Genomic DNA, 15,553 nt, shown 5'->3' on the forward strand with positions numbered 1-15,553 from the left:
GAGTGTCCGGGAATAGGGCGATGCTGTTCCGGACACACAAAGGTGCAAGCACGCTTTGAGGTCCTGTCGCCTTTTACCCACACCTACGAACATAGGACCTCGGAGTGTCACCGGGCACTAGCCGGGGACCTGCGAGTGTCCGGGAATACACCGGCACCGACCCGGACACTCAAAGGTGCAAGCACACTTTGAGGTCCTGGCGCTTCTTTTCCACACCGACGGACCTAGAACCTCGAAGTGTCACCGCGCGCTAGCCGGGGACCTGCGAGTGTCCGGGAATACACCGGCACCGACCCGGACACTCAAAGGTACAAGCACACTTTAAGGTCCTGTGCCTCTTACCCACGCCGACGGACATAGGACCTCGGAGTGTCACCGGGCGATAGCCGGGGGACCTGCGAGTGTCCGGGAATACGCCGGCACCGACCCGGACACTCAAAGGTGCAAGCACACTTTGAGGTCCTGGCGCTTCTTTCCCACACCGTCGGACCTAGGACCTCGGAGTATCACCGCGCGATAGCCGGGGACCTGCGAGTGTCCGGGAATAGGGCGATGCTGTTCCGGACACACAAAGGTGCAAGCACGCTTTGAGGTCCTGTCGCCTTTTACCCACACCTACGAACATAGGACCTCGGAGTGTCACCGCGCGCTAGCCGGGGGACCTGCGAGTGTCCGGGAAGAGGGGATACTATCCCCTAGCGATTCAACCTAAATCTCCGTATCTTACGCAATCGATTGCCCCAATTTGTCCATGGGGTCATCTCTCCATTTTTTCCCTTTAGTTAGCCGATCATGCGATTCATTGTCTTGCTCCTTTGCCTATTTCCCTTGCTTACCCGTGCCCAAGTCCAGATTACGGACCGCATGACGGATAAGCGACAACAGTTCACGTTGGTTGACGACCAGGCCACGGATATTCTGTACGATGCCGAGGACGAGAAATTGGTCCAACTGGCCGCCGGTTTTTTGGCCGACGATATGGAACGGGTAACGGGTAGCAGGCCAAGCTTGCACACCGATAAACAGGTTTCCGCCGACCGCCTGGTCTTGATCGGCACGATAGGGCAAAGCGCGCTGATCGACGACCTGGTGCGCCGCGGTAAACTTCAGGTTAGTGAGATAGACGGGGAGTGGGAACGCTTTATCATTCAGACCATCAAGCGCCCCATGAAAGGCGTAAAGGAAGCTCTGGTGATTGCCGGGAGCGACAAGCGGGGCACGGCCTATGGCGTGCTGACCCTGTCGGAAAAAATGGGTGTTTCGCCCTGGTACTACTGGGCGGACGCTCCCGTACAACCTAAAGACGCCCTGTACGTCAGCCGCGATCGCTACGTATCCGACGGCCCGTCGGTGAAGTACCGAGGCATCTTTCTCAACGACGAGGCTCCGGCCCTGACCGGCTGGGTCGAGGAAAACTTCGGCTCGTTCAATACGGCCTTCTACGAGAAGGTCTTCGAGCTGCTCCTACGCAACAAAGCCAATTACCTGTGGCCGGCCATGTGGCGCCCCCGCGTTTTCTCCACCGATGACCCGGATAATTTGGAAACCGCCGACGACTACGGCATCGTAATCTCCACCTCCCACCACGAGCCCATGATGCGCTACCACGAGGAGTGGAGTCGCTACGACGGGGGGGCGTGGAATTACCAAACCAACCCCGAAAAATTACGGGAATTCTGGCGCGGCGGCATCGAGCGAATGGGCGACTACGAAAGCGTCGTCACCATGGGAATGCGAGGTGACGGTGACGAAGCGATGAGCGAGGGCACGGCCGTTCCGCTGTTGAAGAACATCATCAATGACCAGCGGGAAATTATTACCGACGTAACCGGTAAACCCGCCTCCGAAACGCCCCAGGTATGGGCTCTTTACAAGGAGGTGCAGGACTACTACGACAAGGGAATGCGCGTAGACGATGATATCCTGGTTCTCTTTTGTGACGACAACTGGGGCAACGTGCGTATCCTGCCCAAAAAGGAAGACCTGGACCACGAAGGTGGCTACGGGATGTACTACCACTTCGACTTCGTAGGTGGACCGGTATCCTACCGATGGATCAACGTTACGCAGATCGAACGGGTGTGGGAACAGATGAACCTGTCCTACGAGTGGGGTGTGCGCGACCTGTGGATTACCAACGTCGGTGACCTCAAACCAATGGAACTGCCGATCAGTTTCTTTCTTGATTTCGCCTGGAACGCCGATATGGAAGCCGCCGACCTGCCCGGTTTCTACACCAATTGGGCGGCGCAGCAGTTCGGAGCGGAGCACGCAGAGGAGATTGCCGATCTTCTTGCGCTGTCCACCAAATACAGCGCCCGTCGTACGCCCGAAATGATCAAGCCGGAAACGTACAGCCTGGAGCATTACCGCGAGGCCGACCGCATCCTGGCGGAATACGATGACCTGTACGAGCGTAGCGAAAAAGTCTACGCGCAACTGGAGGAAAGCGCCCGGGATGCCTACTACCAACTCGTCCACTTCCCGATCGAAATCTCGCGCAACCTCAACCAGATGTACGTCGCCGCGGCCAAGAACCAGTTGTATGCCATGCAACAGCGCGCCTCCACCAATCACTACGCGGACCTGACAAAGGAAAAATTCATGCGGGACGCGGACCTCATCCGCTACTACCACGATACGCTGGCGGAGGGTAAATGGAACCACTTCATGGCCCAGAATCACATCGGTTACACCAGCTGGGCAGAGCCGCCCGTAGACCGGATGCCCGCCATCACCTACATCAAAACGCCGAAGGAGGCAGGATTGGGTTACGTCGTGGAACACGGTCCGGGATCACGGTGGATGCGCGGTGGACTCTACGGTCGCTCGTTCCCACCCTTCGATCCGATCAACGACCAGGAATACTTTGTCGAAGTATTCAACCGGGGAAGCGAACCACTGAGCTATAGTATCGCTCCGGATGAAGAATGGATAGAAGTTTCGACCCAGTCCGGCACCGTAGCGTTCGAAGAGAAAGTCTACGTACGGATCGACTGGAGCACCGCCCCCCCGGATCGGGCAACCGGCCGACTAGTCATTCGCAGCGGCGAACGGGAATTCCCCATCGAGGTTCCCATTCACCGACCGGCCACGGAAGCCGTCGGATTCGTAGAGAATGACGGCGTCGTATCCATCGAGGCAACCAACTACACCAGCCGGTCGGAGGGCGACAACGCCCACTGGACGGTCGTTCCCAATCTCGGGCGCACGCATTCGGCCATCACGCCCGAGCCCGCCGACGCCGAACCGCAGGACCCCGGCAACGGTGCCCCCTTACTCGAATACGCCTTCACCCTGCTGGACACCGCCACGCTTACCGTAGAAAGCTTCCTCTCCCCTACCCTGAATTATAAAAAGAACGAAGGCCTGAAATACGCCATCGCCATAGACGATGAAGCCCCACAGATTATCAACGTTCACGCCGGGGAAACCAAACCCGACTGGGAGTATCCGGACTGGTGGAACACCTCGGTTACGGACCACATTCGCAAACAGCAATCGCAGCATGGCATGCAGGAAGCCGGCCAGCACACACTGAGGGTATGGATGGTGGACCCGGGAGTAGTTTTTCAGAAATTCGTTATCGACGCCGGCGGACTGAAAGCCAATTACCTCGGCCCACCCGAAAGTACCTTTTCCGGAGCCGTTCGGTAGAGATCATCAATGATGAGGGCGACGATGAGGGATATGGTAAGCATTTCCCCCCAGTCTTCCACGATCCCGAAGAAGCTTTCGGTGTAGGGCATCCCACCGGCGTGCTGAAACAGGCCGTGGATGGCATCCACTACGATACCGAAGCCGCCGAAGGCCAGCAGCAAGAGGCAGAGTATCACCATTCGTTTACGGAGTTCGGCATCTCGGGTACGAAAGATCCCAAGCAAAAACAAGCCCAGCAGGCCTCCACCCGCCGCTAACCCGTAGATCAATTCCCAGAGGCCCCGCCTGGTTAGCGGCCCCCATGCTTCAAGCGAGATGAACCGTTCCCCTATGAGGTAGAAGTCTTCGTGTAGCTGAAAAATATCCTCAAACAAAATGAAACCCAGCAGCACAGCCAGGACTACCCGGACAAAACCCCGGCGGGTAAAGAAGAGGTAACCCAGAAGCAGCACGCCGATGGCAAGCTTGAAGTACTGATACTGTTCGGCGTATCCATTGTCGACTTCGAGGTGCAGGAGCCGATCGGAAAACATGCCGAAATTTAGTCCCAGGTGTAAAAGGAGAAAGAAAAGATCCCCGAGGATCAGCACGGAGGCCAAGATCAGGGCCTGACGATCGTAGCGGGAAAACCAAGTACTGGCTGGTATATACTGCTGCAGAGAAGGTGTCATAGTGTAGGGCGGGGCTTGCCATGCAGCTGGAATCCGTAGGGCCCTGGCCGCGTTACTTGCCCACTACTACGCCGTAGTTAACACCTGGTTCATCTTAAGTTAACTTTATGTACCAACAACCTTCCGGTGATCGTTCGACCCCGCCAACCGGATTGTCCTACACGGCCGATAATTCGTTCTCGCGCAACTTCTCCACCACCGTAGTGAGCGTGGACGAAAAGAATGCAATCTTATTGGTCAGTTCATCCACATCCACCTGGCTGGATTTAGCGTAATCTTCTAGATCCTTGGCAACTCCATCGAGCTGCCCTACGCCCATACTGCTGATGCTCGGCTTAATACGGTGGGCCACTTTGGAGATGGTGAGGTAATCCCGCTGCCCCAGCGCCTCGCGGATTTCATGCAGCGCGGCCGGTGTCTGCTCTACGAAGATTTCAATCATTTTACGGACGAATGCATCATCCCCCCGACTGAGTTTATGCAAGTCCGTTAAATCGTAGCTGCCGCCGGTATAATCAACCGTGGTATTTTCCGTTTGGATGCGATCGCGTAGTTGGTGGGCCAGGGTGTCGAAGAGTGCATGCTCCTCGAAGGGTTTCGTGACGTAGTCGTTCATCCCGATGCTTAGATACAGATCAATGTCCTTGCGGAAAGCATTAGCGGTCACCGCGATGATGGGAACATCCAGGTGGAGTTCGCCGCGGATGATCTTGGTGGTGGCTACCCCGTCCAGCTCCGGCATCTGAATGTCCATGAGCACCAAGTCGTAGGTGTTCTCGCGCAGCATGTCAAGAGCAATGCGTCCGTTCTCCGCTTCATCAATCTTACAGCCGAAGTGAGACAGGCTCTTCTTGGCGATGAAGCGGTTCATGATATTGTCCTCCACTAACAGTATGTGGGTTCCGTGCAGTAGCTGCTGGTTGTGACTTTCGTGTCGGGCGAGCTTGTCGCTATTCCCCTTGGGCAAGGCGACGTGAATGACGAACTGCGTGCCTTTGTCCTTTTCGCTGAACACCTCGATCGTCCCCCCCATGAGCCGGATAAACTCCTTAGTGATGGACATGCCGAGCCCGGTGCCTCCGAAGCGTCGGGCAATGGATCGGTCCGCCTGGCTGAATTTAGAGAAGATTTCCGCCAGGAACTTTTCATCCATCCCGATACCGGTATCGGCTATTTCGATGCGCAGCAACTGCTCCTGGTCATCTTCCTTTACCACTTCCGCGCACAGGCTCACCGTACCTTCCATGGTAAATTTGATTGCGTTACCCAGCAGGTTGATCAGGACCTGGCGGATGCGTGCGCTATCACCCAGGTGTGCCGGCCAGATATTGTTGCTCAGCTGGCAATCAAAAGCAAGCCCCTTCTGCGCGGCCTTAATGTGCAGGATGCTACGAATGTTGGCAACGAGAGCCTCCAGGCTGAAGTCTTCCTCATCGAGCTCGAGTTCGCCCGCCTCAATCTTCGAAATATCTAAAATACTGTTTACGATAGACAGTAGGTGCCGGGCCGCGGAGTCCGTATGGCTCAGGTAGTTCTGTTGCTTCGGGGATAGCTCCTCTCGTCCCAGTTCCCGGATCATACCTATGATCGCGTTCAGGGGCGTCCGGATCTCGTGACTCATATTGGCCAGGAAGGCTTCCTTGGCGACCGAAGCCTGCTCGGCCTTGTTTTTCGCTATTTCAAGTTCGACCTCCATCCGCTTCTGGTCGGTGATGTCGAGGTGCAACGCGATACAGCCAATCTGCTTGCCGTCGTCGTTGTAGCTCGGGCCACCTGAAACAAACCACCAACGCTTCTCTCCGGCTTTGTTCTTGGCGGTTATCTCGAAGGTATCGGAAATACCCCGGGTACTCAATTTCATTTTCTCCTGTACAATGGCCAGATCCTCCTCCTTATACTGGAATAGTGTGGTGTGGTTGCCGACGAGTTCCTCCATGGTGTAACCACTCATGTTGCAGAAACTTTGGTTGGCGTACAGGATGGTGCCGTCCAGATCGATGGTCAGCAGTCCCAGGTTCATGTCCGCAATGATGTTCCGGTACTTCTCCTCCTGCGCTTTCAGCCGTTTTTCGGACCGCTTGCGAACGGAGATATCCTTGATGAAGGAGGCGTAAAAATTCTCGCCGTTTTGCTGGTAGGTGACCGCTACCAGCTCTATGGGAAATTCCTCTCCCTTGCGATTTACGGCTGACATCTCAATCACTCGACTTTTCGCACCGTCGGGGCCAGGCATGAGGTGTTCGGTGATGGCACCGATCTGCGCTTCCCGCAGGTGAGCCGGCAGGATGATTTCCGCACCGTCCAGTCCCCTTACTTCCTCATAAGACCAGCCAAACAGTTCTTCGGCCCGCGGATTCCATCCTTCGATCTTCCCCTCTTCATTTGAAATGATAATGGCGTCCTGGGAGCTATCCATTACCAGGCGATTGCGCTCTTCGCTCTCCCGCAGGCGCTCTTCGTAACGCGTCTTTTCGGTTACGTCGTTGAATTTCCACAGGTGGCCGCGGTATTCCCCATTGACGAAAATAGGTACATAGTCGCGTTCCAGGACCCGGCCGTCGTCCATGTCTAAACGCTCGTTATAGACCGGCTGACGGAAATGCAGCACTTTTTCGATGCCCGACATGAAGGTTTCGGGTGCCTTAAAAAGACTTTTTGCCTGCTTGCGGGCGTGCCCGGCATCCGCACCGATCAGGTCATCGGGGCGAAACGCCTGGGAAAAATACTCACAGAATAACTCGTTGGCAAAGAGCACTTCACTGTGCTCATTTTCAATCAGAACCGCCGACTTCAGGTTATTGAGCAGTGCCTTGAACAGGTTGATGTTTCGGTTCAGTTCATCCTTCACGATGGTGCTTACGTGCACCCGGCCGCGGATATTCTCCGCCAGGGAGACCAAATCGCCCTGCTTGACTTCATTCGATTCGCCTTCGATCAGTTCGGCGGCGGCCCGGTTCAATTCCTTTAGACTGCGCTGCCGTTGGTCCACCAGCGAATTCAGTTCCCGGTTGACCTCTTCCATTTCTACCTGCGTAACCTGGTAGGCATGATTCATCGTTTCGCGATCCCGATCGTGTGCCGAATAGGATTCATGGACGCTCTTTAATAATGACTGAACTTCCGGTAGGTCGAGCACCTCCTGAGAGAGGTGTTTTTTAATCTGCCGATTCAGCGTTTTATGATAAGCCATTCTCTAAGAAAATAAGTGACCCCGAAAAAGGTAGAGGTCGTTTGCATGATGATGTATCGGATAATATCCGGTCTGTCTACGTTTCGGGTGCACTTTCACCTTATCGGGCATACTGGCCCTGCAGCTCTCCGCTTTTCAGCATGTTGTAAATGGTCGACTTGCCCATATCCAGTATTTTGGCTACCCGAACGACGTTGTTGTCGTGCTTGTCTAGATGGTACTGAAGGATCTCACAGGTGTATTCCCGCATGGTCTTATTTCCGTATTCGTAAGTAGACTGGCTGTTTAGCCCGGAGAAGATGATGTCCTCGGCATTGATGCGATTGGTTTCGGTCATGACGCAGGCCAGATCGATGATGGCCTTGAGCTCGCGCACGTTGCCGGGGAAATCGTACTTCAGCAGCTTGTCCTTTGCGCTCTTATTGAGTTTGAGGGCCGGAACGCGGTTCTCTTTGGCATAGTGCTTGACGAAAAAGTCTGCCAGTCGGAGTACATCTTCGTCGCGTTCGCGCAGGGCGGGAAGTGCTATGGGCAAACCCATGATCCGGTAATAGAGATCCTCGCGGAACTTGCCCTCCCGTACCTGTACTTCCAGGTCACGGTGGGTGGCCGTCAACAGCCGGGCGCGGAAGGGAATCGTTTCCGTACCACCGACCCGGGTGAACTCCCGCTCCTGAATGGCCCGCAGTATCTTACTCTGTAGGGTAAGGTCCATTTCGGCAATCTCGTCGAGAAAGAGCGTACCGTCCTTTGCCGCTTCGAACTTGCCGGCTTTGCGCCCGACGGCACCGGTGAACGCTCCTTTCTCATGACCGAAGAGCTCGCTTTCCAGCAAGTTCTCGGGAATGGCGGCCGTGTTGACCGCCATGAATGGCTTTTTGCTTCGGTCGCTGTTAAAGTGGATGGCCCGGGCGATGACTTCCTTACCCGTACCCGTCTCCCCGGTGATGCTGACGTTGATGTTCGACTTTACGGCCTTTCGGAGCATAGCGTACACCGACTGCATGGCCTTGCTGTTGCCGATTATGCCCTCGAAACTGTACTTCTCTTCCAGTTGGCCCTTCAGCGTTTCTACCTCTTCCTTGAGATCGTTGTTTTCCCGGATGTTGACGATCGACTTCCAGAGAAAGCTCTTCGTGTTGTCATCTTTGACAATGTAATCCTGAGCACCCCGCTTTAGTAAGTCGACGGCGGTATTGATGTCGTCCTGACCACTTATAATTACGATAGGCACTCCGCTGTTCTGCTCACGAATGCGGCTGAATAATTCGCTGCCGTTCATATCGGGCAGTCCGTAATCAATACTGATGACGTCAGGCTTTCGGTAGAGCGCTTCCAGGCAAGCCTTACCGGAAGTAAACAACTCAACGTCAAAGTCCGGATTCAGACTTAGATGATGCTTCAGCAGTTTACCATAAAAAGGGTCGTCTTCGACAACGAAGATTTTGAAACTGTCCACTTTGAAAACTTATCAACCAAGCGGCCTAATAAGACCGTTGGAACGGGTTGGTGTACGGGATGAATAGTCTACACCAAATAATACGTAAAAAGTAGGCTCGATAGTATGTTGTCCAAATAGGCTTAGCCCGTTCCCACTGCTAGAGCAGGAACAGGCCACCTAAATAATCCGCAAGGACTGAGACGTAAGTATACCCGCTATTCTAGCGTAAAGTCGGGTCTACTTCCGGGTGGAACCCCTGACGATCCATCAGCGTCGGGCTATCCACAAAAATTAAAAATATGTTTGCGTGTCAATACGAGGAATGTAGCTAACCTGATTGTAGTGTTCTTTAGTTATAAATCTGCCTGTGACCTTGCTAAACCCGTGCCACCACAATGCAGTACTGGCTATTAAGGACATAAACATAAAATTTATTCGCATATCTTCCAGTATTTGGAAAGCCTTTCCGAAAATGGTGCCCAGCGAAGTCTTTGTGGGTATTCGGCAGCTATCTTCCCCTCTCATCTTCACCTTTCCAGTATGGCTCGCTCCGCCTTCCGTATTTTTCTCTTCACCCTACTGGGATTGTCAGCTGCCGGACAGCTATTCGGCCAGGAACGCGTGACCCCGGTAGTGCCTTTCGGCGGCATATACGACATTCCCGAGGCGACCGTCAAGCCCGATCCACAACAAGCTTACCGGATCGTGGTAGACGTATTCACCGGTTCGGACGATCCGGACAGCACCGGATTCGGGCTTTATAATGTAGCCCGCATGGTTAATCTCTTTGCCGTAGGGGGTGTACCGAATGATAGCCTGGATGTGGTTCTGGCTATACACGGCGGTGCAACCTTTGACGTACTTACCGATGCGGAATACAACAGCATTTTCGGGGTAGACAATCCGAACCTGCCGCTGATCCGGGCACTGCGGGATGCCGGGGTAAAGGTTACGGTCTGCGGCCAATCGCTGCTGAGTCGGGAGGTTCCCACCGCAGCCGTCGCGCCGGAAGTGGAGATCGCGACTTCCATGCTGACCACGGTGGCGCATTACCAAATGCTGGGATACGCCGTGTTTCGTTTCTGAACCGGCTGCTTCCGCGCGGTACCGCCCCGGCCCCGTTTCGCTGGGAATAGCGGAAGATATCGAGACGAGGAGTGAGTGGCGATCGACGGCAATGCACTACCTTGGCTGGCTCAGTCATCATGCAATAAACCAATCGCCGTGCTACAACTGATCGACCGGGCCCGCCGGTTTGCCGGGCGTCCGGCCATCGTCAGCGACAATCAGTCATTTACCTACGCGAACCTCGAGCATAGATCCGCCGAGATCGCGGCCGATCTACTGGAAGACATGGACGATCTTGAGGAAGAGCGGGTAGCCTTCCTCGTACCCCCCGGCTTTCTCTACGTAGCCATTCAGTGGGGCATCTGGCGGGCGGGCGGTATCGCCGTGCCGCTGTGTACGAAACACCCCCTGCCCTCCCTGCAGTACGTGATCGAGGATACGGAAGCCCGAACCGTGCTCTACAGCCCGGAATACCGCGAGCTACTCGAGCCGATCTTCGATCTTCCCGATACGGACTTCCGCCCCGCTGGCCAGATCGGACATCCCCTCGTGAATTTGCCGGATATCAGTTCCGGCCGCCGGGCCATGATTCTTTACACCAGCGGCACGACCGGCAAACCGAAGGGGGTGGTCACTACCCACGCTAACATCCAGGCGCAGATCGAAAGCCTCGTGGAGGCTTGGAATTGGTCGGCGGACGATCACACGCTCAATATCCTTCCGCTGCACCACGTACACGGAATCGTCAACGTCCTGTCTTGTGCGCTCTGGAGCGGGGCCTGCTGTGAGTTTTTACCCAAATTCAGCGAGGGTGCCGTATACGACCGTTTCCTCAGCGGGCGGATTAATGTCTTCATGGCGGTTCCGACGATTTACTACAAACTCATCAATTACTACGACGACCTTTCAGAAGCGGAGCAGCAGGCCATATCCACTAAGTTACACGCCTTTCGCCTGATGGTTTCCGGATCGGCCGCCCTCCCGGTGTCCGTACTGGAACGGTGGAAAGTCATCAGCGGTCACACCCTGCTGGAGCGCTACGGCATGACGGAAATGGGTATGGCCATCAGTAATCCCTACGATGGGGAGCGACGACCGGGTCACATCGGCCAGGCGCTGCGTGGCGTTTCGGCCCGGCTGGTAAGCGACAGCGGTGAGGCGGTAGCGGACGGTGAACCGGGTGAGATACAGATACAGGGGGCAAACGTCTTCCTGGAATACTGGGACCGGCCGGATGCCACCGCTGAGGCATTTACGCCGGACGGTTGGTTCCGTACCGGGGACATCGCGATGTGGGAAGACGGTGCCTACCGGATCCTGGGCCGCAACTCGGTAGACATTATCAAATCCGGGGGATACAAAATTTCCGCCCTGGAGATCGAGGAGGTACTCCGTAAGCATCCCGTCATCAAGGAGTGCGGAGTGGTCGGCCTGCCCGACGAAGAATGGGGCGAAGTAATCGGCGCCAGCCTGATCGTCGATGACGGCCAGGTCGACTTACCAGCCCTGGAAAACTGGTTGCGTGAGCGCCTGCCCGGCTATAAACTTCCCCGCAAATACATCATCCAGGAGGACCTGCCCCGGAACGTGATGGGAAAGGTTACGAAGCAGGAGTTGAAAAAGCTGTTCGCATGACCATCTACGGGGTAGCCATCCTCGCCGCTTGCTTTCTGGCGGGTAAGGTGACGGGCACGCTTCTCGGATCGTTGCTCGGGATCGACGGTGACGTCGGCGGGGTGGGATTTGCGATGTTATTGCTCATCCTGGTTAATGGCTACCTCAGCCGCCGGGGCATGATGGACGAACCGACCGCCGGCGGGATCCGCTTCTGGAGTGCCATGTACATTCCCATCATCGTAGCTATGGCCTCGGTACAGAACGCCACCGCCGCCCTTTCCGGTGGCTGGCTGGCGCTCGCCGCCGGGCTCCTGGCCACGCTCGCCGCTTTGCTACTCGTGCCCCTGCTTTCCCGCATCGGGCGGCCCACCGGTGGGCAACCAAGTGAAACGTGATGAATCTTGCGCTGGAGCTGCTTGTAAAGAATGGACTCGTCTTTGCTTTCCTGCTCGTGGGGATTATCCTGGCGGGTTCCTTCTGGTTTGCCCGGCGCGTCCTCGGAGGCATCATTCCCGGCGTCGCGCTGGCAATTATAGTTGGGCTGGTGCTGGCGTTTATCGGGGGGGAGCGGGGGATCGCGACCTATCCGCTGTTCTCGGGCATGGCCATCCTCGGAGGCTCCATGCTGCGCGACTTTGCCGTGGTGGCTACGGCCGTGGGTGCCGATCCCGAGCAAATGAAGCACGCCGGACCGGCCGGAGCCGTCGCGCTGCTCCTCGGCGTTGTCCTAGCTTTTATTATCGGGGTAACGATTTCGTTAGCACTGGGCTATGATGACCCGGTCAGCCTGACCACCATCGGGGCGGGCGCCTGCACCTACATCGTCGGTCCGGTAACCGGTACCGCCCTCGGAGCAAGCTCGGAGGTGATCGCCATCAGCATTGCCACCGGGGTGGTGAAAACGATCGCAACTACAGTTCTGACGCCGCTCCTGGCCCGACGTATGGAATTGGATAACCCGCACTCGGCGGTCGTTTTCGGGGGGCTGCTGGGGACGACCAGCGGCGTCGCGGCCGGTCTGGCCGCCACCGATCCAAAATTAGTTCCCTACGGCGCGCTCACGGCTACTTTCTATACCGGGATAGGCTGCTTACTGTGCCCATCGGTACTCTACTTTCTCGTTCTGACCTTCTCGTAAGGAGACAGCCGGTCTAACAATCCATCACCGGCTCTTCGGTAAGCGAGCGGCTGTTTTCCAAGATCTTTTCGTAGTAGGCCTCATACTTCGGAATCATGTTGGTGATGTCGAAGCGCTCGGCTTGCTTCAGTGCGTTAGCACGGAAACGCTGCAGGGTGGTTTCATCTTTAAAGATCTTCATGATGTCCTCCGCCATTTTATCGACCATCCCCACGCCACTGGTGAAGCCGGTCTCCCCATCGATGTTCACCTCCGGAATCCCGCCTACGTTACTGGATACAACGGGGACCTCGCAGGCCATAGCTTCCAGGGCCGCCAGTCCGAAGCTCTCGCTAGCGGACGGAAGCAAAAACACGTCGGCTACGGCTAGCAGTTCTTCGACCGCATCCTGTTTGCCGAGAAAACGGATATCCTTCGTCAGGCCGAGCCGGCGGCTCAAGTCCTCGCACTTATTCCGCTCTGGTCCATCGCCGATGAGCAGCAGCTTACTCGGCGTCTGGTCGTTGATGATTTTGAAGATGTAAATGACGTCATCGACCCGCTTGACTGGCCGGAAATTCGATACGTGGATCAGGATCCGCTCCCCGTTCGGGGCGATCGCCCGCTTGAAGTGATCCTTATTGTTCCGCTTGAAGCGGGCGAAATCGATGAAGTTGTAGATCACCTCGATGTCGCGACACACCTCGAAATTATCCAGGGTTGATTGCTTCAGCGCCTCGGAAACGGCCGTTACGCCATCCGATTTATTGATCGCGAAGGTGATCGTCGGCGCGAAGGCCGGATTGGTGCCAACCAGCGTGATATCGGTCCCGTGGAGGGTGGTCACGAAGGGCACGTAGCGCTTGCGGCTAATCAGGATCTTTCGGGCCATATATGCCACGGCCGCGTGTGGAACGGCGTAGTGGACGTGCAGTAGTTCGATGCCGTAGTTCTCCACCACGTCCACCAGCTTGGAAGCTAGTGCCGTCTCGTAGGGGGCGAACTCGAAAAGGGGATAGTCGGCACCGCTGTCTACCTCGTGGTAGAAGACGTTCTCGTGGAAGAACCCCAGCCGCGCGGGTCGCCGGTAGGTGATGAAGTGGATCTCGTGGCCACGACGCGCCAGTCCCAGCCCCAGCTCGGTGGCCAACACGCCGCTTCCGCCGTAGGTGGGATAACAGACAACGCCGATCTTCATACGGTTACTTTACTACCGATATAAATCGGCACATGATTTTGGTCTTCATCAAATGCAAAAGATAGGGTAATAGTTTGCCTGGTCCCTGGCCCGCCCGGCCCCCTGGTCCGCCGAGCGATAGCTCGCCTGCCCAGGGGGTGAGGTCTGAACGCTTTCCAGGAAAGGTACTCCTGTCGACCCGTGGGCGGACGAACCCCGCTTACGCTACGTTCGGCAGACCGCTAGTGAACCCGTACGCCCCTCCCCGCCTTACCACCACATGACCGAGATCACCCTGCTGCCCCACGACGGAAAAGACGACTACACCGACCAGATCGCCCCGGGTTCCTACCTGCGCACCCTTTCCCCGACGGGCTTCGTGGTCCGCTTACCGAAGGATTCGAAGCCGGCCTCCGTACGAAGCCTGGGACACCTGCTCAGTCACAAGGAGCGCAAGTACTTTACCAGCGATGTGCAGGTGGAGGCACCAAACGTAGCGGAGTCACTGGCCCAGGAATTCATCGGCGGCCTAAAACTGGGCAGCTATTCCGCCGGGCAGCGCAAGGGCGACTACGAAATCCACCCCCTGGAGAACGGCCGTTTCCAGTACATCGGTGAAACGGAAAAGAACCTGATTTTGTCCGACGTGCAGAACCGGGTCCGCGCGCTGGTCGATGCCCCTGCCAATAAAAAGCGAGCCCAGGACCTGGCCGCCTGGGCCACCGAAAGCGGAAAAGCCTACGGTTACGATGTAAAGGTCCTCGACAAAGCGGCCTGTGAAAAGGAGGGCTTACACGCGCTACTGGCCGTAAACCGGGGCAGCGAAGATCCCGCCGTACTCATCGTAATGGAATATTGCGGCGGAGCGCAGGATGAAACGACCGCCATTATTGGGAAAGGTGTCACCTTCGATACAGGCGGAGTCAGTATCAAGGGTAGCCAGAATCTTCACCTGATGAAGAGCGACATGGGTGGAGCCGCCGCCACCTTCGGCGCGCTGGAGGCAGCCGCCCGCTTAAAACTTCCGGTCAACCTCGTCGGCATCGTGCCCGCTACCGACAACAGCGTCGATGCCCTGAGTATCAAGCCCAGTGATGTCATCGAGAGCCACGCCGGCAAGACGATCGAGATCATCGATACCGATGCAGAGGGTCGCCTCATCATGGCCGACGGCCTGAGCTACGCCGTCAAATACTTCTCCCCCACCACCCTCATCGACGTAGCTACGCTCACCGGATCGGCCGTGCGGACCTTTGGCTACGTCTGTGCCGCGACGCTGAGTAAAAACGAGGAACTGGTGGAGCAATTCCGGGCCGCGGGCGAAGCCTGCGGCGAACGCGTCTGGCCCCTCCCGCCCTGGGACGACTTCGCCAAGGGCCTGGAAAGCGACGTGGCCGACGTCAAGAATTTCAGCGGCAATCCGCTGCACGGTGCCACCGATGCCTTCAAGTTTCTCGAAAACTTCACCCACGACCACGAGCGCTACATCCACTTCGACATCGCCGGGGTAGCCCTCAAGCAGGGCCCCTACGCCAAGGACAGGCAGGCGACCGGCTATGGTGTACGGCTGTTCGTGGAATGGCTGAGCCGGCAAGCCGCGAACAAATCCTAG

The 15,553-nt window shown here is 56.5% G+C and carries 10 protein-coding genes; 6 read left to right on the top strand and 4 right to left on the bottom strand.

Annotation, left to right across the window (positions count from 1 at the left end; genetic code table 11):
- The first annotated feature begins 792 nt into the window (after positions 1–792).
- On the top strand, positions 793–3,657 hold the full coding sequence (locus DRW39_RS07085; RefSeq protein WP_116106310.1) for a glycosyl hydrolase 115 family protein: 2,865 nt from the start codon (positions 793–795) through the stop codon (positions 3,655–3,657).
- Here DRW39_RS07085 and DRW39_RS07090 read toward each other — a convergent pair.
- The 3 genes from DRW39_RS07090 to DRW39_RS07100 all read right to left on the bottom strand — a co-directional run bounded on the left by DRW39_RS07090 (position 3,612) and on the right by DRW39_RS07100 (position 8,980).
- Positions 3,612–4,331 carry a hypothetical protein gene (locus tag DRW39_RS07090; protein WP_116106311.1) on the bottom strand — a complete coding sequence of 240 codons (720 nt, stop codon included), beginning with the start codon at positions 4,329–4,331 and terminating at the stop codon, positions 3,612–3,614. The genes DRW39_RS07085 and DRW39_RS07090 overlap by 46 nt on opposite strands.
- A gap of 157 nt (positions 4,332–4,488) precedes the next feature.
- Positions 4,489–7,521: a PAS domain-containing hybrid sensor histidine kinase/response regulator gene (locus DRW39_RS07095; RefSeq protein ID WP_116106312.1), complete on the bottom strand. Its 3,033-nt coding sequence runs from the start codon at positions 7,519–7,521 to the stop codon at positions 4,489–4,491.
- Positions 7,522–7,621: 100 nt separating this feature from the next.
- On the bottom strand, positions 7,622–8,980 hold the full coding sequence (locus DRW39_RS07100; RefSeq protein WP_116106313.1) for a sigma-54-dependent transcriptional regulator: 1,359 nt from the start codon (positions 8,978–8,980) through the stop codon (positions 7,622–7,624).
- Positions 8,981–9,502: 522 nt separating this feature from the next.
- On the opposite strand from DRW39_RS07100, the gene DRW39_RS07105 reads away from it, so the two are divergent.
- From DRW39_RS07105 to madM, 4 genes are all read left to right on the top strand, one after another.
- Positions 9,503–10,048 (top strand): DsrE family protein, encoded by a 546-nt coding sequence (locus DRW39_RS07105; protein WP_116106314.1) that lies wholly within the window; start codon positions 9,503–9,505, stop codon positions 10,046–10,048.
- Positions 10,049–10,186: 138 nt separating this feature from the next.
- Positions 10,187–11,665 carry an acyl-CoA synthetase gene (locus DRW39_RS07110; RefSeq protein ID WP_116106315.1) on the top strand — a complete coding sequence of 493 codons (1,479 nt, stop codon included), beginning with the start codon at positions 10,187–10,189 and terminating at the stop codon, positions 11,663–11,665.
- A complete protein-coding gene (gene madL / locus DRW39_RS07115; protein WP_116106316.1) occupies positions 11,662–12,042 on the top strand; it encodes a malonate transporter subunit MadL in 381 nt (126 codons plus the stop codon). The genes DRW39_RS07110 and madL overlap by 4 nt, the downstream gene beginning before the upstream one ends.
- Positions 12,042–12,785 carry a malonate transporter subunit MadM gene (gene madM / locus DRW39_RS07120; RefSeq protein ID WP_116106317.1) on the top strand — a complete coding sequence of 248 codons (744 nt, stop codon included), beginning with the start codon at positions 12,042–12,044 and terminating at the stop codon, positions 12,783–12,785. Before madL ends, madM begins: the two co-directional genes overlap by 1 nt.
- A 13-nt stretch (positions 12,786–12,798) precedes the next feature.
- On the opposite strand, the gene bshA is transcribed toward madM, so the two are convergent.
- Positions 12,799–13,962, bottom strand: coding sequence for an N-acetyl-alpha-D-glucosaminyl L-malate synthase BshA (gene bshA, locus DRW39_RS07125; RefSeq protein ID WP_116106318.1), 1,164 nt, complete (start codon positions 13,960–13,962; stop codon positions 12,799–12,801).
- A gap of 259 nt (positions 13,963–14,221) precedes the next feature.
- On the opposite strand from bshA, the gene DRW39_RS07130 reads away from it, so the two are divergent.
- On the top strand, positions 14,222–15,553 hold the full coding sequence (locus DRW39_RS07130) for a M17 family metallopeptidase (RefSeq protein WP_116106319.1): 1,332 nt from the start codon (positions 14,222–14,224) through the stop codon (positions 15,551–15,553).

The sequence above is a fragment of the Lewinella sp. IMCC34191 genome (assembly GCF_003390935.1).
Lineage (GTDB): Bacteria > Bacteroidota > Bacteroidia > Chitinophagales > Saprospiraceae > Neolewinella.